Source organism: Herbidospora solisilvae, from assembly GCF_009901565.1.
GTDB classification, from domain to species: Bacteria; Actinomycetota; Actinomycetes; order Streptosporangiales; family Streptosporangiaceae; genus Herbidospora; species Herbidospora solisilvae.
In genome coordinates, this window is the sequence record NZ_WXEW01000012.1 from 59,044 (window position 1) to 79,018 (window position 19,975).

Below are 19,975 nucleotides of genomic sequence, written 5' to 3' on the forward strand. Positions count from 1 at the left end.
AGACTCGTCCATGACGAGCGCGCCGGTCCTGCTGGAGATGCGGTCGATCACCAAGACGTTTCCCGGTGTCACCGCGCTGGCCGACGTGAACCTCGAGGTGCGGCAGGGCGAGATCCACGCGATCTGCGGGGAGAACGGCGCCGGCAAGTCGACGCTCATGAAGGTGCTCAGCGGCGTCCATCCCCACGGGACCTACACCGGTGACATCGTCTACCAGGGCGAGCAGGTGCGCTTCTCCGACATCCGGGCGAGCGAGAACGCGGGCATCGTGATCATCCACCAGGAGCTCGCGCTGGTGCCCGGCATGTCGATAACCGAGAACATCTTCCTCGGCAACGAGCCGCGCAAGCGGGGCGGCATCGACTGGAAGGCCGCGCAGCGCCGGGCGCTGGAACTGATGGAGGAGGTCGGCCTCCGTGAGGACCCCGACACCCTCATCAAGGACATCGGCGTCGGCAAGCAGCAGCTCGTCGAGATCGCCAAGGCGTTCGCCAAGGACGTCAAGCTGCTCATCCTGGACGAGCCGACCGCCGCGCTCAACGAGGCCGACTCCCGGCACCTGCTCGACCTGCTGCGGGGCATCCGCGACCGGGGGGTGACCTCGATCATCATCTCCCACAAGCTGAACGAGATCGAGGCCATCGCCGACACCATCACGATCCTGCGCGACGGCCGCACGATCGAGAGCCTCGACGTCAAGGCCGACGGCGTCAACGAGGACCGCATCGTGCGCGGCATGGTCGGCCGCGAGCTGCACAGCCGCTTCCCCGAGCACACGCCGAACATCGGCGAGGTCTTCTTCGAGGTGCGCGACTGGACGGTGCGCCACCCGATCTCGGCCGACCGGCTGGTGTGCAAGGGGTCGAGCTTCAACGTCCGGCGCGGGGAGATCGTCGGGTTCGCCGGGCTCATGGGCGCCGGGCGCACCGAGCTGGCGATGAGCCTGTTCGGCCGCTCCTACGGGGTCTACCTGAGCGGCCGCGTCTTCAAGGACGGCGAGGAGGTCCAGCTCCGCACGGTGTCCGACGCCATCGACCACGGCCTGGCCTACGTCAGCGAGGACCGCAAGGCGATCGGCCTCAATCTGCTCGACGACATCAAGACCTCGATGGTCGCGGCCAAGTTGTCGAAGGTCGCCCACCACGGCGTCATCGACCCGGTGCGCGAGTACCGCTACGCCGAGGAGTACCGGCAGAGCCTGCGGGTCAAGACGCCCAGCGTCGACGAGGGCGTGACCAAGTTGTCGGGCGGCAACCAGCAGAAGGTCGTGCTGGCCAAATGGATGTTCACCGACCCCGACCTGCTGATCCTCGACGAGCCCACCCGGGGCATCGACGTGGGCGCCAAGTACGAGATCTACGGGATCATCCAGCGGCTGGCCGACCAGGGCAAGGGCGTCATCGTCATCTCCTCCGAGCTGCCCGAGCTCATCGGCCTGTGCGACCGCATCTACACGGTCTTCGAGGGCACGGTCACCGGCGAGGTCCCCCGCGCCGAGGCCGACCCGGAACTCCTCATGAAACAGATGACCTCTACCAAGAAGACCCCGATCCGATGAGCCGAATCAAAGACCTCCAGAAGAACCTGTTCGGGGGCACCACCTCCAACGCCCGCCAGTTCGGCATGATCTTCACGCTCGTGGCCATCGTGCTGCTGTTCCAGATCTGGACCGACGGCCTGACGCTGACCTCGGGCAACCTCATCGCCGTCGTCAGCCAGTACTCCTACATCCTCATCCTGGCCATCGGCATGCTGATGGTGATCGTGGCCGGGCACATCGACCTGTCGGTCGGCTCGGTCGCCGCCTTCACCGGCATCGTGGTGGCCAAGGCCATGCAGGAGTTCTCCCTGCCGTGGCCGGTGGGCATCCTGCTCGGGCTGGCCGTCGGCGCGCTGATCGGCGCCTGGCAGGGCTTCTGGGTCGCCTACGTCGGCGTGCCGGCGTTCATCGTGACGCTGGCCGGCATGCTGCTGTTCCGCGGCGGCAACCAGTACATCGGCAACGCCGACACCGTCCCGGTGTCGGAGGGCTTCCGTACGATCGGCGCCGGGTTCCTGCCCGAGGTGGGCCCGAACACCGGCTACAACAACCTGACGCTGCTGCTCGGCCTGGCCGCGTGCGCGGGCGTGATCTGGCGGGAGCTGAAGGCTCGCCAGACCCGGCGCGAGATGAACGCCGACGTCGCGCCGATGTGGATCTCGGTGCTCCGGATGGCCGTCATGGTCGGCGTCATCGTGTTCGCCACGCTGCGCTTCGCCGGCGGCCGGGTCGGCACCAGCCTGCCGATCTCCGGCATCATCCTGATCGCCCTGGTGCTGGCGTACTCCCACTACACCCGCAACACCATCGGCGGCCGGCACATCTACGCGGTGGGCGGCAACTCCCGCGCCGCCGAACTGTCCGGCGTGAAGCTGAAGCGGGTCAACTTCCTCGTCATGATGAACATGTCCGTCCTGGCCGCGCTGGCCGGGATGATCTTCGTGGCGCGGTCGTCGGCCTCCGGCCCCCAAGACGGCCTGAGCTGGGAGCTCGACGCCATCGCGGCGGTCTTCATCGGTGGCGCGGCCGTCTCCGGCGGCCTCGGCACCATCAGCGGGTCCATCGTCGGCGGCCTGGTCATGGCCCTGCTGAACAACGGCCTGCAGCTCGAAGGCGTCGGCTCCGACATGGTCCAGATCATCAAGGGCCTGGTCCTGCTGCTCGCGGTGGCCTTCGACGTCTACAACAAGAGCCAGGGCCGCTTCTCGATCATCGGGTCGCTGATGCGCCCCTTCCGCCGGGACGATCCGGCCCCACCGGCCAATCGACCTTCCCCGTCGTCGGACGCCGACAAGGCTCCGGTCGCCGGTTGACCTCCCCGGGCGCGTTCCCCACACGCCCGTGACATCACCATCCCCAGAAGGGCTAGTTTCACCATGCGGAAATATCTGACCAGGAGCGTCGCGTTGATCGGCGCCGTGGCGCTGCTCACGCTGGGCGCCTGCTCCAACGAGCGGGAGGGCGCCCCGGCCGCGGACACCGGCGCCGGCGCCGCGCCGGCCAAGGGCTTCGCCGCCGACGCCCTCATCGGGGTAGCCCTGCCGTCCAAGACCTCCGAGAACTGGGTGCTCGCCGGTGACCTGTTCACCAACGGGCTCAAGGAGGCCGGCTTCACCTCCGATGTCCAGTACGCGGGCGCCTCCACCACCGTCGCCGACCAGCAGGCCCAGATCTCCGCCATGGTCACCAAGGGCGCCAAGGTCATCGTGATCGGCGCCACCGACGCCGCGCAGCTCACCACCCAGGTCAAGCAGGCCAAGGAGGCCGGCGCGGTGGTCATCGCCTACGACCGGCTGATCACCAACACCCCCGACGTCGACTACTACATCGCCTTCGACAACTTCAAGGTCGGCCAGCTCCAGGGCCAGGCGCTCCTGGACGGCATGAAGGCCAAGAAGCCCGAGGGCCCGTGGACGATCGAGCTGTTCTCCGGCTCGCCCGACGACAACAACTCGGGCGTGTTCTTCAACGGCGCGATGGACGTGCTCAAGCCGCTGATCGACAGCGGCGACGTCGTCGTGGGCTCCGGCCAGACCGACATCAAGCAGACCGCCATCCAGGGCTGGAAGGCCGAGAACGCCCAGCAGCGCATGGACTCGCTGCTGACCTCCACCTACAACGGCGACAAGAAGCTCGACGGCGTCCTGTCGCCGAACGACACCCTCGCCCGCGCGATCATCACCTCGGTCAAGGGCGCCGGCAAGGACATCCCGGTCGTGACCGGCCAGGACTCCGAGGTCGAGTCGGTCAAGTCGATCATGGCCGGTGAGCAGTACTCGACGATCAACAAGGACACCCGCAAGCTGGTGGCCGAGACGATCAACATGGTCAAGTCGCTCCAGGCCGGCAACGAGCCGACCATCAACGACAAGGACTCCTACGACAACGGCCAGAAGGTCGTCCCGGCCTACCTCCTCCCGCCGGTCATCGTGACCAAGGACAACGCCGCCGAGTCGTACGCCAACGACCCGAAGCTGGCCCCGCTCACCCAGGGCTGACGCCGCGCCGCGTTCAGCCGGTCGCCTCGGCGGCGGCCCGCCCGGCCTGACGGCCGGACAGCAGGCAGCCGCCGAGGAAGGTGCCCTCCAGGGCGTTGTAGCCGTGCAGGCCGCCGCCCCCGAAACCGGCGGCCTCGCCCGCCGCGTACAGGCCGGGGACGGGCCGGCCGTCCGGGCCGAGGGCGCGGGAGTCGAGGTCGGTCTGGAGGCCGCCGAGGCTCTTCCTGGTCAGGACGTGCAGCCGGACGCCGATCAGCGGACCGGCCAGCGGGTCGAGCAGGCGGTGGGGGACGGCGGTGCGGCTGAGCCGGTCGCCCAGGAAGCGCCGCGAGTTGTGGATGCCCTGGATCTGGGCGTCCTTGCTGTAGGGGTTGGCGACCTGCAGGTCGCGGGCCACGATCTGGCGGCGCATCGTGTCGGCGTCGAGCAGGGCCTCGCCGGTCAGGCCGTTCATCTTCGCCACCAGTTCGTCCAGGGTGCCCGCGACGACGAAGTCCGCGCCGCGCCGTTTGAAGGCGTCCACCGGCGCGGGGGCGCCCCGGCCGAAGATCCGGCTGCGCAGCACCGCCTTCCGGTCGCCGCTGGTGATGTCGGGGTTCTGCTCCGAGCCCGACAACGCGAACTCCTTCTCCAGGATCGTCTGGGTGAGCACGAACCACGAGTGGTCGTAGCGTGCGATGTCAGGATCGGTGCGCAGGTGCTTGAGGGTGCCGAGGGTGTCGTAACCGGGCAGGCAGGGTTCGGGCAGGCGGCGGCCCAGCGCGTCGAACCACATCGACGACGGGCCTGGCAGGATGCGGATCGCGTGGCCGGGCCACACCGGGTCCCAGTTCTGCACGCCCTCGGTGTAGTGCCACATCCGGTCCGGGTTGACGATCCGCGCCCCGGCCTTCTCGCTGATGGCCAGCATGCGGCCGTCGACGTGGGCCGGCACGCCGGTGATCATGTGCTGGGGAGGGCTGCCCAGCCGGTCGGGCCAGTAGCGGCGCACCAGGTCGTGGTCGCCGCCGATGCCGCCGCTGCTGACGATGACCGCCTGCGCGGTCAGCTCGAACGTGCCGGTCACCTCGCGGCTGGAGCTCACCCCGCGCGGTGACTCGTCCGCCGCCAGCACGCTCCCGCGCACCCCGGTGACGGCGCCGTCGTGGACGACGAGCTCGTCGACCCGGTGGCGGTGGTGGAAGGTCAGCAGCCCCGCCGCGGCCGCCGCGTGGGCGCTGCGGGTGAACGGGCCCACCACGCCCGTGCCGGTGCCCCAGGCCACGTGGAAGCGGGGGACGGAGTTGCCGTGGCCGTCGGCCCGCAGCGTGCCGCGCTCCGCCCACCCGACGACCGGCGTCAGCCTGATGCCGTGGGCGTCGAGGTAGGACCGCTTCTCACCCGCGGCGAACTCGACGTAGGCGCGGGCCCAGCGCACCGCCCAGCGGTCCTCGTCGTCGAGGCGGTCGAACCCCGCGCTCGCCTGCCAGTCGCTCCAGGCCAGCTCGAAGGAGTCGCGCACCCGCAGGCGGCGCTGCTCGGGCGAGTTCACCAGGAAGAGCCCGCCGAACGACCAGTACGCCTGCCCGCCCAGGTTGGCGGCGTTCTCCTGGTCGACCAGCGCCACCTTCCTGCCCCGGGTGGTCAGCTCGTGCGCGGCGACCAGCCCGGCCAGGCCCGCGCCCACGATGATGACGTCCGCGTCCATGGTCGTGCTCCTCTAACGCCGTCCGGCGCGGGCGGCGATCGCCCGGCCGAGTTCCGTGGTGGTGCCCCGGCCGTGCAGGTCGGGGGTGAGCGGGGCCTCGCCGGGGCCCGCCGCGAGCACGTCCTCGATCGCGCCCAGCAGGTGGGCCGCCGCGTCGGGGTGGCCGAGGTGGTCGAGCATCATCGAGGCGCACCAGATCTGCCCGATCGGGTTGGCGACGCCGCGACCGGCGATGTCGGGCGCGGAGCCGTGCACCGGCTCGAAGAGGCTCGGATGGGTGCGGTCGGGGTTGATGTTCGCGCTCGGGGCGATGCCGATCGTGCCGGTGCAGGCCGGGCCCAGGTCGGACAGGATGTCGCCGAACAGGTTGCTGGCCACCACGACGTCGTAGCGGTCGGGGTGCAGCACGAAGTCGGCCGCCAGCGCGTCGATGTGCTTCTTGTCCCAGGCGACGCCGGGGAAGCGCGTCGCCATCTCCTCGACGCGTTCGTCCCAGTAGGGCATCGAGATCGAGATGCCGTTGCTCTTCGTCGCCGAGGTGAGGTGCCGGGCCGGCCGCCGTTCGGCCAGCTCGAAGGCGTAGCGGAGCACGCGGTCGACGCCCACGCGGGTCATCACCGTCTCCTGCAGCACGGTCTCGCGCTCGGTGCCCTCGAAGATCCGTCCGCCGACGCTGGAGTACTCGCCCTCGGTGTTCTCCCGGACGACCACGAAGTCGACGTCACCCGGCCCGCGCCCGGCCAGCGGACTGCGCACGCCGGGCATCAGCCGGCAGGGGCGCAGGTTGACGTACTGGTCGAAGACGCGCCGGAACAGCAGGAGGCTGCCCCACAACGAGACGTGGTCGGGCACGACCTCCGGCCACCCGACGGCGCCGAAGAAGATCGCGTCGTAGGAGCCGAGGGTCTCCTGCCAGCCGGGCGGCAGCATCGTGCCGTGCCGCCGCCAGTAGGCGGCGCTGGCGAAGTCGAAGTGGTCGAACCGCAGGTCGAGGCCGAACACCCCGGCCGTCGCCTCCAGGGCTCGCAGTCCTTCCGGCACGACCTCCGTGCCGATCCCGTCGCCGGGGATCACGGCGATCCGGTGGGCCGTCATCGGTCGCCCCGGCGCAACGCGTCCAGGCCGCCCTGGGCGTCGTCGATGACCAGCCGTTCGGCGGTCACCGGGTCGCCCTGGCGGAGGGCGCGGACCAGGGCGCGGTGACCGGCGTAGCGGTCGAGCCCGAATCTCTCGTCCTCGGCGATCTTCTCCAGGCGCAGCGCCCGGCGTTCGGGCCGGGAGAAGACCCGGGACTGTTCGAGGAGCCGGATCAGCACCGGGTTGGCCGCGCACGCGTTGACCGCGTCGTTGAACTCCTCCATGCGGTCGAGCAGCGCGCTGACGTGGCGGTCGACGTTCTCGCCGTTGCGGTGCCGGTTGACGATGACGATCAGCAGGTCGTCGGCGGCGTCGAGGATCGTGTCGAGCGCGTCGAGCTGTTCGGGGGTGGCGTTGCGGGCGGCGAACCTGGCGACCAGGCCGCGCAGGCCGATCTCGACCTCGGCCAGGTCGTCGATGGCGCGTTCGGCGATGTCGGCCACCACGACCGTGCGGGGGCCGGTGCGCTCGATGAGCCCCTCGTGTTCGAGCCGCACCAGCGCCTCGCGTACCGGGGTCGGGCTGACCGTGAGCCGCTCGGCCAGGCCTCGCTCGGTCACCTTCTGGCCCGGCCGGAGCGACCGGGTGCCGATCTCCTCGCGGAGGGCCTCGTAGACGGCGTCGGCGCGCTTGACCATCATGCCGATCACGATAACAGCCGCAATGGCATCACTCGATGCTATCTGTTGACAATTTTGCTATGGCAAATAGTGTGACTGCTGTCACAGCGAGGAGGACGCCATGGCGAGCACGACCCAGGGCACCCGAAGGATCACGTTCTACGTGGCCCTGGCGGTGTTCGCCCAGGAGTCGACCTGGAACTTCTACGACAACCGCGTGCCCGAACTGCTGCGCGATCACATCGCCAGCGCCGCCGTCATCGGCCTGCTCATGGGCATGGACAACCTGCTGGGCATCTTCGTCCAGCCCTACATGGGCAACCGGTCCGACAACACCCGCACCGCCTGGGGCCGGCGAATCCCCTACCTGGCGGTCATGATGCCGCTGGGGGCGGTGCTGTTCCTGCTCATCCCGCTGGCCGGGTCGCTGGGCCCGCTGATCCTGGTCATCTTCCTGTACGCGCTGGTGATGAACAGCTTCAAGCCCGTCAGCGAGTCGCTCATGCCCGACTTCATCGGGCCCGACCGCCGCAGCCGCGCCAACGCCGTCGTGAAGATCGCCTCCGCGCTCACCACGGTCGTCGCCGCCCTGGTGAGCCTGCTGCTGGTGGACGACCATCCGGAGCTGGCCTTCGCCGTGCCCGCCGCCCTCATGCTGGTGGCCGCCGCGGTACTGGTCACCGGGGTGCGCGACAGCCGCTCCCCGGCCTACCAGGCCGCCCTCGCCGAGGACGCGACCGGCCCGCGCCCCCACGACGCGAAGGTCACGACCCGGGCCGTCATCGGCGAGCTGGTTCTCGCCGCCGACCGGAGCCGGTTGTTGCTGATCGTCGCCGTCTTCGTCTTCGGGGGAGCGTGGTTCGCCTCACGCTCGCTGATGACCCCCTACGGCGTCGAGGTGCTCGGCCTGTCCGACGGCGAGGCGGGCGGGCTGACGCTGCCGAGCGGCGTCGTCTTCATCCTGGCCGCCTTCCCCGCCGCGCTGCTGGCCGAGCGGTTCGGGCGGCTCCGGGTCATGGCCGCCGGGATCACGGTGTTCGCCGCGGGCCTGCTGCTCGGCGCCGCCGTCCCGGTCACCGCGGTCACCGTCGTGGCGTTGTGCCTGGGCACGGCCGGCGCCGCGGCCTTCATCGTCAACGCGGTCGTCGTGTTGTGGAACCTGGCCCCGTCGAGCCGCGTGCTGGGCACCTACACCGGCCTGTACACGGTCGGCTGGGCCGGCGGGGGATTCGCCGGACCGGCCCTCGTCGGCCTGGCGGTCGACCTCACCGGATGGCGGCTGATGCTCCTGCACATCGCGGTCCTGGCCGTCGCCGCCGTCGTGCTGGTCCTCCGCGTCGACCGGCTGCGGGCCGCCCGATGACCACCACCGTCCTGGTCACCACCGACTACCTGACGCCCGGCGACGAGGTCGACGTGCTCCTGCGCGAGGCCGGTCTCACCACCCGCCACCACCCGCTGCGTGGCGTCCGCGACCCCGGCGAGCTCGTCGCCGTCCTGCACGGCTGCGCGGGCGCGCTCATCGCCAACGAGCCGATGACGGCCGAGGTGTTCGCCGAGGCCCCGGCGCTCCGCGCGGTCGTGCGCACCGGCGTGGGATACGACTCCGTCGACGTCGCCGCCGCCACCCGCGCGGGCGTCTCGGTGAGCAACCTGCCCGGCGTCAACGCCAACGCGGTGGCGGAGTACACGATGGCCCTGCTGCTGGCCCAGGCCCGCCGCCTCGTGCCGGTCGCCGAAGGGGTCCGGGCCGGTCACTGGCCCCGCGACGACGGTGCGGAACTGCGCGGAAAGACACTGGGTCTGCTCGGCTACGGCGCGGCGGCACGCGCGGTGGTGCCTCTGGCCCGCGCCTTCGGCCTCTCCGTGCTCTGTACGACCGGCGTACCGGAAGACCACCGCCACGACCCCGGCGTGCGCTTCGTCGAGTTGCCGGAACTGCTGGCCACGGCCGACTTCCTCTCCGTGCACACCGCCCTTCGACCGGACACCCGGCACCTGATCGACGCCGCCGCGCTCGCCCGCATGAAGCCGACGGCACACCTGATCAACACCGCCCGGGGCGCGATCGTCGACGAGACCGCCCTGGCCGCCGCCGTGCGCGCGGGCCGCCTCGCCGGCGCCGCCCTCGACGTGACCGGCGTCGAACCCCTCCCGGCCGTCAGCCCGCTGCGGGACGTGCCCGGCATCACCGTCTACTCCCACCTGGCCGGGCAGACGGCCGAGGCCAGGCGGGCCGCCGGTCTGGAGGGCGCGCGCGAACTGATCGCCGCACTGCGGGGACGTCCACGATCCTCGCTCAACGCCCACCTGCTAGAGAGATGAGGACGATGTGATCAGGATCCTGGTCCCCAGCGGAATGCTCGGGGCCGGCTTCCCGCCGGAGACGATCGACCGGGGCCTCGCCCTCGGAGCCGACGTGATCGCCGTCGACGGGGGGTCGACGGATTCCGGGCCGTACTACCTCGGCTCGGGCACGGCCAAGACGAGCGCCGCCGCCGTCGCCCGCGACCTGCGCCTCCTGCTGCGCGCCTCGGCCGGGGCGGGCATCCCGCTGATCGTGGGCTCGTGCGGCACGAGCGGCACCGACTCCGGCGTCGACTGGGTCGCCGCGATCGCCGACACGATCCTGCGGGAGGAGGACCTGGCTCTGCGGGTGGCCCGGATCTACAGCGAGCAGACCGCCGCCGACCTGAAGGAACGGCTCGGCGAAGGCCGCGTCCACCCGCTCGCGCCGATGGAGGCCCTGGACGCCGCCACGCTGGACGCGTGTACCCACATCGTCGGCATGATGGGCCACGAACCCATCGAGGCGGCCCTGTCCGCCGGGGCCGACGTCGTGCTCGCCGGCCGCGCCACCGACACCGCCGTCGCCGCCGCCTACCCGCTGATGAAGGGCATGCCGCCCGGCCCCACCTGGCACGCGTCCAAGATCATCGAATGCGGCGGCCAGTGCACCACCAACCCGCGCGCGGGCGGCGTGCTCGCCACCATCGACCACGACGGCTTCGTCATCGAACCGCTCGACCCGGCGGCGGCGTGCACGACGACGTCGGTGGCGGCCCACATGCTCTACGAGACCGTCAACCCCTTCGAGATGCGCGAACCCGCGGGCACCCTGGTCGTCACCGACGCCGTCTACACGGCGCTCGACGACCGGCGGGTGCGCGTCGAAGGCTCCCGCTTCGAGGTCGCCGACCAGTACACGGTCAAGCTCGAAGGCGCCCGGGTCACCGGCTACGAGACCATGTCGTTCACCGCCATCCGCGACCCCCACATCCTCGCCCGGATCGACGACTGGCTCGCGCTGATGCACGAGATCCTCGCGGCCCGGGTCCGGCAGACCCTGGACCTCGGCCCCGGCGACTACGCCGTGGACCTCCGGCCGTACGGGTACAACGCCGTGCTGAGCGACCTCGACCCCGCCTCCGGCCCGCCCCGGGAGGTCGGCGTGATGCTGCTGGTCAACGCCCCCGACCAGGCGACCGCCACCGCCATCGCCAAGATCGCCAACCCGCTGATGCTGCACCTGCCGACCCCCGACATGGACTACCTCCCGAGCCTCGCCTTCGCCACCTCCCCGGCCGAGACCGAACGCGGGGCCACCTACGAGTTCGTGCTCAACCACGTCGTGGACGTCGACGACCCGACCGCCCTGTTCCGCGTCGAGATCGAGGGAGCCCCCCGATGAGCAGCAGGCCCACGCTGGGCGAACTGGCCCTTGAGGTGCGGTCCAAGAACGCCGGACCGTTCTGGGTGACGATGGAGCTGTTCATGCGCACGGCGGAGGACTACACGACCGTCGCCGACGAACACTTCATCAACGAGCAGGTCGTCGGCGGCCTGTACGGGGTCGACCCGGCGACCGTGCAGATCTTCCGCATCCCCGCGCTCAACGTGGTCAAGATCTCCTTCCCCCGCCCGGTGGCCCAGGGGAGCCTGCGCGACCGCGACATCCACGCGGGCCAGCACCACGTGCCGCTGGCGTCGCTGGTCCCGCCGTGACGTGCGGCTACCATCGTGGCTCGAAATGTGTGCATACGACATGAAGTACGCCGAGCTGATGGACGCCGGTCTCCCGGACCAGCTCTGCCTCACCTGGGTCCGGGAACCCGACATCGACGAGGTCGCCCGCCGCTTCGGCGCCGACCTCACGTCGAAGGAGTGGGCCGACGACGACCGCATCGCGGACCTCGAGGAGGACTACCGGGCCGAGCTGATCCACCTCGTCACGGTCGGCGACTGGACGCTCGCACTCGCACCCAACGGCTACCAGGGATCCAGGAGCGAGGTCATGGAGTCCCTGTCAGCCCAGGGGCGGGCCTTCAGCGTCTACTGGAGCGCCGCGATGGACAGTGCCGTCATGTACGCCGTCGACGGCGTGGTCCAGACCGAGTTCGACCTCGCCGAGGTGGACGAGCGGACCGGCGCCGACCCCTCGGCGCTCGACCCGCTCCTGGCGGAGCTGGGCGTGAGCGATGAGCTGAGCCTGCCCGAGCTCCAGGCCCGCTGCCTGGCCATGGGGGAGAGGCTCAGCGGAGCCCTCGTCCCACCCGGATGGCTGCGCTCTCCCCGCCACGTCTTCAAGATCGTCGACCCGCTGCCCGACGCGATCGTCCCGCCCGCCTACCTCAACCCCCGAGCGCCCTTCCTGGACGAACCGGAGATCGCCCGCATCCTCGCCGATCCCTCACCCGCGATGGCACCGGCCGTCAACCGGCAGATCGCGACCACCGTCATCGCGATCGCCGGAATCGACGACCCGATCGCGGGCGAGGCCCTGCGCCTGCTCGACACCGGCGAACGGTTCCCCGGGGAGCGCCAGAAACTGAGAGACCGGGTGATCCAGCAGGCCGAGGCGACCATCGACCAGGCGAGGTCGCTCGGAGGCGGACCCGAGGCCGACCGGGTGGCGCTGACCGCTCACGCCCTGCGCGTCCTCTACCGGAGCCTGTGGCCCGAGCCCGCCGAGGCGGCGAGCGCGGCCTCGAGTGAGGTCCTCCTCATGAAGGTGCCGAACAGAACCGACCGCATGCGCCTGACCGTGCTGCGCAACGTGAGCGAGCGCATCCGGCGTGAACTGCGCCGCTGACCGGTTTCGGCCCCCTACGCGCCGGCCTTCAGGATGAGATCGGTCTCCGATTCGAGCATCAGGTGCAGGATGTGCAGGCCGGCGGCGGTGGCCGGTGCGACGGGACTGGGAATGCCGGTCAGCATGACGGGTGTGCCCGCGATCGCTTCGGAGTAGCGGGCGCGGAGCGCCTCGCCGTCCGCCGAGGCCAGGGCATGCGCGAGGCGCACCATCGCGGCGCTCGGGACAGGCGGCGGCCATCTCGGCGATCGGCTCGATGACCCCGGCGGCGCGTGCCCCGGAGAAGGCTGCGGCGACACGTCGTCGGGGGTGAGTTCGTCGACCACCGAGGTGACATGTCACCAGCCCGCAATTCCAGCCGTGAGAATTCGGGCTTGCTGAAGAAGGGGTTGGCCGGGTCGAGGTGCGGGGAGGTGGATGGGCCGCAGCCGCACCCAGCGATGCCCTCGATCGGCGAGGTCGGGCTGGAACCGGATTCGATCTTTGTCCCTTGTTTCGACCGGGTGAAAGCTTCGTTCGGCTGTAAATTACATGCTCCGCCACGAAGAAACAGCATGGTGAGCCGGATTCGGGTGACCGACAGGTCAATAGCGCCTTCGCCTCGGTCCGTTTGAAATTTATCCTCAGGCGATCGAATGATCCGTCCTGTAGGAGAAGCATGAAAAAAGGTACTCGGCTCCGTCGGCTCGGCCTCGTCTCAGCGGTAGTGGCGGCCGGCCTCGCAACCACGCCCATGGCCGCACACGCCGACGGCTATGACACCCCCCGCAGCGCCACCGCCGTAGGGGCGGGCAGCACCTACGCGGCCGGGCTCGCGGCGGCCCATCAGCGGTCGCGGGCGGCTGTTCTCGCGGTCGGCCATGACTGTGACGCTGGGACCTACAGCGCCCTGTTGACCTACGCCTCCCCGGGTGGCGGCACGTGGGTCTTCCAGTCCACTCACCAGGCGATGTGCGTCGACTGATTCGGTCTGCCGGGCAGCGGGGCAGGGAAGCCCCGCTACCCGCAGGGGAGCAAAACCCCGGTGCGTCGTGCACGGGAGACCCGACCTCGTACATGCGAGGAAACGACATGGTGCCGGGTATTCACGTTCATGATGGAATTCGCCGCTGCACCACGCTTCAATGCGAAGAGCATCCGACGGCTTTTGAGCCAGCAGAGGCCGGCGTGCCGTCCATGCGAAAGCCGGCGGTAAACGGGGGCCCTGAAGCCATTGAGCGAAGCAGAAAGCCTTGTACGTAGTCGCAGGAGACGGAACTATGTGCACCACGGAAGGGGCGATCCTTACTGGGGCGTCCCACCGTGGTGGCGCAACCGCTCATCTGGCTCCCGATCGCCCGGGTGAACGGCTTGCCGGAGGACCGCGGTGACCGTAGCGGATGGCTCGACGCCGAACAGGCGCCAGCTGTTGAGCGGAGCGAGAGTCAGGCGGTCAGGCCTTCCAGGGCGTTGAGCAGGCGGTCCACGTCCGACCTGTCGTTGTAGTGCACCAGCCCGGCCCGCACGCCCGACCCGGCGTCACGGATGCCGAAGGCCTGGGTGAGCTCCCAGGCGTAGCAGTGCCCATCCCACACGTTGACCTCGCGGGCGGCCAGATGCTCGGCCACCTGGCGCGGCGTGTATCCGGCGACCGTGAAGAACGCGGTGGCCGTCCGCCGCCCGGGCGAGCCGACCAGCCCGACGCCGGGCAGCGCGGACAACCCCTTGAGCAGGTGGGCGAGCTCGGCCTGCTCGTGCGCTTCGACCGCCGCCATCGACGCGAGCAGCCGCTCGCGCCGGGTGCCGGTCGCGTCCGGGTCCAGCCCGGCCAGATGGTCGACCGCCGCGGCCACCCCCGCCAGGTCGGCGAAGGGCAGCGTGCCTGTTTCGAACCGGTCCGGCACCTGCGCCGGCGAGGAGGCGAGCTTGTCCGGCGAGAGCCGTTCGAGCAGCTCAGGGCGGGCGGCGACAGCGCCGATGTGCGGCCCGGACCACTTGTAGGCGCTCGTCGCGTAGAAGTCCGCACCGAGGGCGACCATGTCGATCGGGCCGTGCGGGGTGGCGTGCACACCGTCGACGTAGGTCAGCGCCCCGACGGCGTGGGCCCGCGCGGTGATCCGCCGGACGTCGGGCATGGTGCCCAGGATGTTGCTGGCCGCGGTGACGGCCACCAGCTTCGTCCGGTCGGTCACCAGTTCGTCGTACTGCCCGGCCGGCAGTTCCCCGCTCGGCACCTCGACGTCCGCCCACCGGACCCGCGCCCCGGCCCGGGCGGCGGCCTGCACCCAGGGCCGCACGTTCGCGTCATGATCGAGCCGGGACACCACGATCTCGTCGTCCGGCCCCCAGTCCTTCGCCAGGGCGTAGGCGAACCGGTAGGTCAAAGTGGTCATGTTCGGCCCGAACACCACACCACCCGCATCACCGCCGACCAGGTCCGCCACGGCCTGCCGCGCCCGCACGACGATCTCGTCCGACCGGGCGCTGGCCGGGAAGGCGCCGTGCGTGTTGCCGATGCCCTCGGCGTAGGCGGCGGCGATGGCCTCGATCACCGGTCGGGGCACCTGAGTGCCCGCGGCGGCGTCCAGCCAGGCGTATCCGTCAGAGAGGGCAGGATAAAGCGCGCGAATCCGCGCGATGTCGAGGCTCATGCCACCAAAGTCTCCCGAATCACCCGCCGGACGGTAAGGGCCCCTCGGCACCGAGGCCACGCCGATGAGCTGGGCGCCACCGGCAAAGGCCCCTGGACGACGCGCCGAGGGAGTGGTCGGGGAGAGCTATCTGGCAGATGCCACGCTCGTCGTCATGGACCTGGAGGTCGGCAAGGATCTCATCCCAGCCGTGTAAGCGCCCAGAGGTGTCCGGCAGTTCATATGCCTCCAGGACAACCGTCTCATGTGGGCGCGAGGTCCGGCCCGAACAGCCGGTCCAGGTGATAGTCGATGATCTCGGTGGCGGCCTCGTGGGTGCGCTGTCGGCTGAGGACGCTGGAGGTCAGGCCGTTGGCGAGAGCCAGAAGGCCGGCGACCTCGGTACGCGGGTCGCGATCGGGGGCGATGTCCCCGGCCTGCTGGGCGGCGGTCAACCGTACAGTGAGGAAGTTTTCCAGTGCGTCGGGCAGGGCGAGCCCGGCTGCGGCGAGCACCGGGTCGGTGAGGGCGGCGGTGTAGTAGGCGGTCCAGGCCATGGCGTCCAGGCGGCTCTGCTCGTCGAAGGGAACGATCACGCCGAGGACGGCGGCGAACACGTCTCGCGGTGTCAGCTCGCCCGCGACAGCGGCGACCCGTCGCTTGACCCGGCGGTCCATGCGGGCGCCCAGCTCGGTGAGGCCGGACTCGAGCAGGGCCTGTTTGTTGGTGAAGTAGTACTGGACGACCCGCAGCGAAACCCCTGCCTCGGCGGCGATCTCACGCATCGACACCGCCTGCAGGCCGCGGGTGCCGGCGATGCGCAGCAGCGCCTCGGTCAACTGGCGCCGCCGCTCATCATGGTCCACCTGTCGAGGCATGCCCTACCCGTTGTCCGTGTCGTGCTCGGGCAGCGCCTGGCCGGGAAAGGTGAGGATCCGCTCGGCGACCAGCTCCGGGGCTTCGACGGGCAGTGAGTGTCCGGTGCCGGGCACGATCTCCACACGCCAGGACGGCACGACGTCGGCCAGCCGCGCGGCCACCGCCTGCGCGTCGAGCAGCGCGCTGCGGGCTCCCAGCAGCACCTGTACGGGCACGGACAGCTCGCGTATCTGCTCGTCGGTGTAGGGGGGCGTGATGAGCACACGCCGCCGGAAGGACCATCCGGCCCGCATCAGGCTCACCAGGCCATCGTCGCGCAGTACCCCGTTGCCCACCACGCCGGCCAGGCGGTGTCGCAACGTACGGGGAAGCGTGGAACCCACAGCACCGGCTGTGGCCCACCGGATGAACCGTCCCGTGATCGGCGCGAAGCCGCCCGGATCAACCAGCGTCAGCGCCGCGACTCTGCCGCCCCCGCCGAGTTGTTGTTCCACCGCGATCATGCTGCCGGACGAGAAACCCGCCACGTGTGCGCGCTCGGCTCCGACCGCGGCCAGGACGTCGGTGAGCCAGCCGCCGACCACGGCACCCGTCGCGAGCGTCCGCGTCTGGACCGAGCGGCCGGCCTCGCCGAGAGGATCGACGGCAAGGACCGGACGTGTGCGCGCCAGCGGCTCGATGTAGCGATACCAGGCCAGCGCGTTCCCGCCCGCACCGGCCACGAGAACCACAGGATCTCCCCCGGCGGGCCCGGCCCGGTAGGTCCGCACACTGCCGGCCCGGGTTTCCACGTCGATGGCGTCAACCGGCACCGGCCACAACTCGCCGAACGCCCGGTCATAGACCGCGTAGTACCTGTCACGGGCAGAGTCGCTGGTGAAGGCGGAGGGCCGGTCAGGAACGCGCATGGTGACCCCGTTTCCCGTATGGATACAGTTGTATCCTAACGAGCGAACAGCGTGGGCGCGAGAGGGTGTGGGTGCCTGTACGGTCGGCGTACGCCAGGTCTCGATTTCCGCAGCTCAAGCCTCATACTGTTGAAGACTTCCCAAGCCGGGTTCAATTCCCTAACCGTGGATCTGGAGCCTGGGCTTTGGTATTTCGCAGGGGTCATCGGTGGTTGTCGTCCTGATCCTTGATGTGCCTGTCGATGACGTCAGCGCTCATTGAACCTGTCTTATCATCGGGCGATCGGGGGCTTATGAAGGACCGCGATGGCTTTGATCAGATGACCGCCATTGGACGGGCTGCATCATAATTTCTGCAGGATGCGCCAGCTTTTGAGCTGGGCGTTCGCGCGTTCTCCCGATCCGCGCAGCCGGGCGGGGGAGCTTCCTCTCCAGCACGGCCCCGAGGCTGGACGAGATCCCGGTGATCGCGCAGATCCCGGAGCGGGCATGCTGGCCCGTTTCATCCGAGGAGTGGGCCGGCCCGGCGACACCGGCTCGGTCCTGCCCGACCTGCCCCGGCCCCATCTCGCCCCGCCGGCGCTTCGCGTTGGGGCGGCTGCCGCTGGGCGACGTGAAGAAGGTCAAGATCGAGCACGGCACCACCATCAAGGACGTCGTCATGGCCCTGGCCGCCACCGCGCTGTGCCGCTGGTTGTCCCAACGCGACGAACTCCCGGTCGAGCCACTCGGCAACCAGGTCCTGCTCGCGACCACGACGTTGCCCATCAACGTGTCCGACGCCAAGACCCGGCTCCGGATGATCAGCGTCGGCATGGCGGCGGTGAGGAACGTTTCTCCGTCGCCCCGGCGCAATGGCTGCTCGACTTCTCCCAGGCGATGCCGACGGCGCTGAGCGGCCTGGCGGACCGGGCGGCGTTCCGGCTGGCCTCCGGCACGGTGTCGGCCATGAATCTGATGGTCTCCAACGTGCCGGGACCGCGGCTGCCGCTCTACATCCTGGGGTCGCGCATCGTCGCCCACTACCCGCTGTCGGTGATCACCCACGTCAGCGGCGGCGTCAACATCACGCTCTTCTCGTACGACGGGTTCCTCGACGTGGGAATCGTCGTGGACCGCGACATGGTGCCGGACGTGTGGGACTTCATCGACTACATGCGGGACGCGCTCGCGGAGCTCTGATCCTCACGCGTTCTCGCCCGTGGCCAGGAAGTAGGCGACCGAGCCGAGGGCGTGGTGGCGGGCGATGTCGCCGTTCTCCTCGCTGAGGTAGGTGCCGCCGGTCCTGTTGGTGATCTCCAGTGCCTGCTCGGCGAGGTTGTCGCCGGGAGTCAGCGCCAGGATCAGGATCTCCGCCGCCGTCGCCTTGATCCTCCACCGGCCGTAGGTGGTGTCATGGCCGGGGTACGGACTGTCCTCCCTGGTCTCCTCGGGCCAGGACTCGTAGGCCTCCCACATGCGTGCCGTGCAGTCGTCCTGGAGTGCGCGAAGACGGGTTGCCACCTCGGCCGAATGCCCCCGGTTCGCGATCAGGGCCAGGGCCTCCTCGACGGCGGGTCCTTCGATGCCCGCGGTGGCCACGGCCATGGTGGCGGCGATGAGGATGATCTCTGGAAGCCTGGCGGGCGTGGGTTCGGCGATGATTCGGGCGATGCGGGGGTCGGTCTCGGCGATGGAGCGCATTCTCGCGTCGATCCGCAGGGCGGGGGCCCGCCGGACGGTCATCGGGCGCAACCAGTGGAGAGAGTGGGAGTCGGCCAGCCAGTCGTCGTCGATCACGATGCCGGACAGGTGCCCGGCCACGGCGAACGCGGCGGCCATCCAGTCGGCGTCCCAGTCGGCCGCGCTCACCGGGAGGGCGTCGATCCAGTCCCGGCCGTGGGCTCCCTCCAGGTCCAGGGCGTCGAAACTCGCCACGATCTCGCCGTCTCTGACGTAACTGACGAACGTGGACCTGTTGACGGTCCAGGCCACCCGGTACGCCTCTCCCTTGGCGGCCGCCTCGCACAACAACGTCTGGCTCAGGCCACGGAACGCGAACGGCTCGATCAGCACGGCCCAGTCCCCGTGGCGGGCCACCAGGGCCACGCCGGTGGCGTCGTCGGGCAGGTCCTCCGGGGCGATGGAGAACAGGCCGTCGAGGGTTTCCGGTTCCGCCACGAGGGGGTGCCCGCCGAACACCCGGACCACCTGGTCGAGGTCGCCGGTCCTGATCCAGGTGAGACAGGCGGTGTCGGCGTCGATCTTGGTCATGGGAAATGCTCCGGGAATAGGAGGGGTGAGGGCGCTCGAACAAAGCGCCCAAGGCAGGAGGCGTCCTGCGGACAATGAAAGAAGGCATGGAGACGTAAAATCAGAAATTGAGAACCTTATCGGTTCGCTTGAACTGATAAGCGAAAGGCTCCCGAAGAGATCACAAGGATATGTGAGCCGTCGCTCGGAAATATCATCGCGAATCGCTGATGATCTTCCCCCATATTCCAGCCACGGGCCGGATGTTGCGATAAGCCTTATCCTATAAGCCATGACTAACGCTGACGATGTCGTGGGCGCTATCATTTCCAGCAGGACGAAGCGGAATCCGAGCGAAGCGAGGCCTGTCCGGGGAGCGCGAGGGGCGGAGCCCTTCGCAAGGAGCGAAGCGACCCGGAGCGAAAGCGACGCCGGGACCGCGAAGCGGGCCGGGGGGAGCGTGAGGGGGCGAAGCCCCCTGACAGCGGGGGGTTCGGGGGGTCGTCCCCCCGTATAAACGAAGGAGACCCGCCGAAGGCGCCAAAGCGCCGACCGCAGGTCTCCCGTCTCCTGGTGGACGATACAGGGATTGAACCTGTGACCTCTTCCGTGTCAGGGAAGCGCTCTCCCGCTGAGCTAATCGTCCAAGCAAACTTCCGAGCGGAAGACGGGATTCGAACCCGCGACCCTCACCTTGGCAAGGTGATGCTCTACCCCTGAGCCACTTCCGCGTGTGCTTCCCGGTTCCCCGGGCCACGCAGAGAACATTAGCG

At 69.8% G+C, this 19,975-nt stretch carries 19 protein-coding genes and 2 tRNA genes; 11 read left to right on the forward strand and 10 right to left on the reverse strand.

Annotated features, from left to right (window positions below):
• Positions 1-10: 10 nt before the first annotated feature.
• From mmsA to GT755_RS34615, 3 genes are all read left to right on the forward strand, one after another.
• The gene (mmsA, locus tag GT755_RS34605; RefSeq protein ID WP_161483788.1) at positions 11-1,558 is read left to right on the forward strand and encodes a multiple monosaccharide ABC transporter ATP-binding protein; all 1,548 of its coding nucleotides are present in this window, start codon (positions 11-13) and stop codon (positions 1,556-1,558) included.
• Positions 1,555-2,853 (forward strand): multiple monosaccharide ABC transporter permease, encoded by a 1,299-nt coding sequence (gene mmsB, locus GT755_RS34610; RefSeq protein WP_161483789.1) that lies wholly within the window; start codon positions 1,555-1,557, stop codon positions 2,851-2,853. Before mmsA ends, mmsB begins: the two co-directional genes overlap by 4 nt.
• Before the next feature lie 63 nt (positions 2,854-2,916).
• A complete protein-coding gene (locus tag GT755_RS34615) occupies positions 2,917-4,038 on the forward strand; it encodes a substrate-binding domain-containing protein (RefSeq protein ID WP_161483790.1) in 1,122 nt (373 codons plus the stop codon).
• A 13-nt stretch (positions 4,039-4,051) separates the two neighbouring features.
• Here GT755_RS34615 and GT755_RS34620 read toward each other — a convergent pair whose 3' ends face one another.
• Genes GT755_RS34620 through GT755_RS34630 form a run of 3 tightly spaced genes read right to left on the reverse strand, consistent with a single transcriptional unit; the run spans position 4,052 to position 7,503 of the window.
• On the reverse strand, positions 4,052-5,725 hold the full coding sequence (locus tag GT755_RS34620) for an FAD-binding dehydrogenase (protein ID WP_161483791.1): 1,674 nt from the start codon (positions 5,723-5,725) through the stop codon (positions 4,052-4,054).
• Between the two features lie 12 nt (positions 5,726-5,737).
• Positions 5,738-6,820 carry a tartrate dehydrogenase gene (locus tag GT755_RS34625; RefSeq protein WP_161483792.1) on the reverse strand — a complete coding sequence of 361 codons (1,083 nt, stop codon included), beginning with the start codon at positions 6,818-6,820 and terminating at the stop codon, positions 5,738-5,740.
• Positions 6,817-7,503, reverse strand: coding sequence for a GntR family transcriptional regulator (locus GT755_RS34630; protein WP_161483793.1), 687 nt, complete (start codon positions 7,501-7,503; stop codon positions 6,817-6,819). The genes GT755_RS34625 and GT755_RS34630 overlap by 4 nt, the downstream gene beginning before the upstream one ends.
• Before the next feature lie 100 nt (positions 7,504-7,603).
• On the opposite strand from GT755_RS34630, the gene GT755_RS34635 reads away from it, so the two are divergent.
• Genes GT755_RS34635 through GT755_RS34655 form a run of 5 tightly spaced genes read left to right on the forward strand, consistent with a single transcriptional unit; the run spans position 7,604 to position 12,574 of the window.
• On the forward strand, positions 7,604-8,845 hold the full coding sequence (locus tag GT755_RS34635) for an MFS transporter (protein WP_161483794.1): 1,242 nt from the start codon (positions 7,604-7,606) through the stop codon (positions 8,843-8,845).
• Positions 8,842-9,807, forward strand: a complete 966-nt coding sequence (locus tag GT755_RS34640) for a phosphoglycerate dehydrogenase (protein WP_161483795.1) — start codon at positions 8,842-8,844, stop codon at positions 9,805-9,807. Before GT755_RS34635 ends, GT755_RS34640 begins: the two co-directional genes overlap by 4 nt.
• A gap of 7 nt (positions 9,808-9,814) precedes the next feature.
• Positions 9,815-11,173, forward strand: a complete 1,359-nt coding sequence (locus GT755_RS34645; protein WP_202610889.1) for an acyclic terpene utilization AtuA family protein — start codon at positions 9,815-9,817, stop codon at positions 11,171-11,173.
• Positions 11,170-11,487: a DUF4387 domain-containing protein gene (locus tag GT755_RS34650; protein ID WP_161483796.1), complete on the forward strand. Its 318-nt coding sequence runs from the start codon at positions 11,170-11,172 to the stop codon at positions 11,485-11,487. Before GT755_RS34645 ends, GT755_RS34650 begins: the two co-directional genes overlap by 4 nt.
• 25 nt (positions 11,488-11,512) lie before the next feature.
• Positions 11,513-12,574: a DUF6461 domain-containing protein gene (locus GT755_RS34655; RefSeq protein WP_161483797.1), complete on the forward strand. Its 1,062-nt coding sequence runs from the start codon at positions 11,513-11,515 to the stop codon at positions 12,572-12,574.
• Positions 12,575-12,588: 14 nt separating this feature from the next.
• Here GT755_RS34655 and GT755_RS34660 read toward each other — a convergent pair whose 3' ends face one another.
• A complete protein-coding gene (locus tag GT755_RS34660) occupies positions 12,589-12,900 on the reverse strand; it encodes a hypothetical protein (protein ID WP_161483798.1) in 312 nt (103 codons plus the stop codon).
• 407 nt (positions 12,901-13,307) lie between these two features.
• On the opposite strand from GT755_RS34660, the gene GT755_RS34665 reads away from it, so the two are divergent.
• Positions 13,308-13,538 (forward strand): hypothetical protein, encoded by a 231-nt coding sequence (locus GT755_RS34665; protein ID WP_235968068.1) that lies wholly within the window; start codon positions 13,308-13,310, stop codon positions 13,536-13,538.
• A gap of 460 nt (positions 13,539-13,998) precedes the next feature.
• On the opposite strand, the gene GT755_RS34670 is transcribed toward GT755_RS34665, so the two are convergent.
• From GT755_RS34670 to GT755_RS34680, 3 genes are all read right to left on the reverse strand, one after another.
• Positions 13,999-15,204 carry a cysteine desulfurase-like protein gene (locus tag GT755_RS34670; protein WP_161483800.1) on the reverse strand — a complete coding sequence of 402 codons (1,206 nt, stop codon included), beginning with the start codon at positions 15,202-15,204 and terminating at the stop codon, positions 13,999-14,001.
• 242 nt (positions 15,205-15,446) lie between these two features.
• Positions 15,447-16,061, reverse strand: coding sequence for a TetR/AcrR family transcriptional regulator (locus GT755_RS34675; RefSeq protein ID WP_161483801.1), 615 nt, complete (start codon positions 16,059-16,061; stop codon positions 15,447-15,449).
• A 3-nt stretch (positions 16,062-16,064) separates the two neighbouring features.
• Positions 16,065-16,970 carry an alpha/beta fold hydrolase gene (locus GT755_RS34680; protein ID WP_161483802.1) on the reverse strand — a complete coding sequence of 302 codons (906 nt, stop codon included), beginning with the start codon at positions 16,968-16,970 and terminating at the stop codon, positions 16,065-16,067.
• A gap of 463 nt (positions 16,971-17,433) precedes the next feature.
• Here GT755_RS34680 and GT755_RS34685 point away from each other — a divergent pair, with 463 nt between their 5' ends.
• Positions 17,434-17,865: a wax ester/triacylglycerol synthase domain-containing protein gene (locus tag GT755_RS34685; protein WP_161483803.1), complete on the forward strand. Its 432-nt coding sequence runs from the start codon at positions 17,434-17,436 to the stop codon at positions 17,863-17,865.
• The gene (locus GT755_RS38895; RefSeq protein WP_202610925.1) at positions 17,850-18,152 is read left to right on the forward strand and encodes a WS/DGAT domain-containing protein; all 303 of its coding nucleotides are present in this window, start codon (positions 17,850-17,852) and stop codon (positions 18,150-18,152) included. The genes GT755_RS34685 and GT755_RS38895 overlap by 16 nt, the downstream gene beginning before the upstream one ends.
• Positions 18,153-18,155: 3 nt before the next feature.
• On the opposite strand, the gene GT755_RS34695 is transcribed toward GT755_RS38895, so the two are convergent.
• The 3 genes from GT755_RS34695 to GT755_RS34705 form a co-directional block, all read right to left on the reverse strand.
• Positions 18,156-19,223 carry a DUF6461 domain-containing protein gene (locus GT755_RS34695; protein WP_161483805.1) on the reverse strand — a complete coding sequence of 356 codons (1,068 nt, stop codon included), beginning with the start codon at positions 19,221-19,223 and terminating at the stop codon, positions 18,156-18,158.
• 550 nt (positions 19,224-19,773) lie between these two features.
• Positions 19,774-19,848: transfer RNA gene (locus GT755_RS34700), tRNA-Val, on the reverse strand.
• A 13-nt stretch (positions 19,849-19,861) separates the two neighbouring features.
• A tRNA-Gly gene (locus tag GT755_RS34705) sits at positions 19,862-19,933 on the reverse strand.
• Between the last annotated feature and the right edge of the window lie 42 nt (positions 19,934-19,975).

Excerpts from the sequence above, each read along its gene's own strand:
- mmsA (WP_161483788.1), top strand. The coding sequence starts at position 11 with ATGACGAGCGCGCCGGTCCTGCTGGAGATGCGGTCGATCACCAAGACG.
- mmsB (WP_161483789.1), top strand. The coding sequence starts at position 1,555 with ATGAGCCGAATCAAAGACCTCCAGAAGAACCTGTTCGGGGGCACCACC.
- GT755_RS34615 (WP_161483790.1), top strand. The coding sequence starts at position 2,917 with ATGCGGAAATATCTGACCAGGAGCGTCGCGTTGATCGGCGCCGTGGCG.
- GT755_RS34620 (WP_161483791.1), bottom strand. The coding sequence starts at position 5,725 with ATGGACGCGGACGTCATCATCGTGGGCGCGGGCCTGGCCGGGCTGGTC.
- GT755_RS34625 (WP_161483792.1), bottom strand. The coding sequence starts at position 6,820 with ATGACGGCCCACCGGATCGCCGTGATCCCCGGCGACGGGATCGGCACG.
- GT755_RS34630 (WP_161483793.1), bottom strand. The coding sequence starts at position 7,503 with ATGATGGTCAAGCGCGCCGACGCCGTCTACGAGGCCCTCCGCGAGGAG.
- GT755_RS34635 (WP_161483794.1), top strand. The coding sequence starts at position 7,604 with ATGGCGAGCACGACCCAGGGCACCCGAAGGATCACGTTCTACGTGGCC.
- GT755_RS34640 (WP_161483795.1), top strand. The coding sequence starts at position 8,842 with ATGACCACCACCGTCCTGGTCACCACCGACTACCTGACGCCCGGCGAC.
- GT755_RS34650 (WP_161483796.1), top strand. The coding sequence starts at position 11,170 with ATGAGCAGCAGGCCCACGCTGGGCGAACTGGCCCTTGAGGTGCGGTCC.
- GT755_RS34655 (WP_161483797.1), top strand. The coding sequence starts at position 11,513 with ATGTGTGCATACGACATGAAGTACGCCGAGCTGATGGACGCCGGTCTC.
- GT755_RS34665 (WP_235968068.1), top strand. The coding sequence starts at position 13,308 with ATGGCCGCACACGCCGACGGCTATGACACCCCCCGCAGCGCCACCGCC.
- GT755_RS34670 (WP_161483800.1), bottom strand. The coding sequence starts at position 15,204 with ATGAGCCTCGACATCGCGCGGATTCGCGCGCTTTATCCTGCCCTCTCT.
- GT755_RS34675 (WP_161483801.1), bottom strand. The coding sequence starts at position 16,061 with ATGCCTCGACAGGTGGACCATGATGAGCGGCGGCGCCAGTTGACCGAG.
- GT755_RS34680 (WP_161483802.1), bottom strand. The coding sequence starts at position 16,970 with ATGCGCGTTCCTGACCGGCCCTCCGCCTTCACCAGCGACTCTGCCCGT.
- GT755_RS38895 (WP_202610925.1), top strand. The coding sequence starts at position 17,850 with ATGCCGACGGCGCTGAGCGGCCTGGCGGACCGGGCGGCGTTCCGGCTG.
- GT755_RS34695 (WP_161483805.1), bottom strand. The coding sequence starts at position 19,223 with ATGACCAAGATCGACGCCGACACCGCCTGTCTCACCTGGATCAGGACC.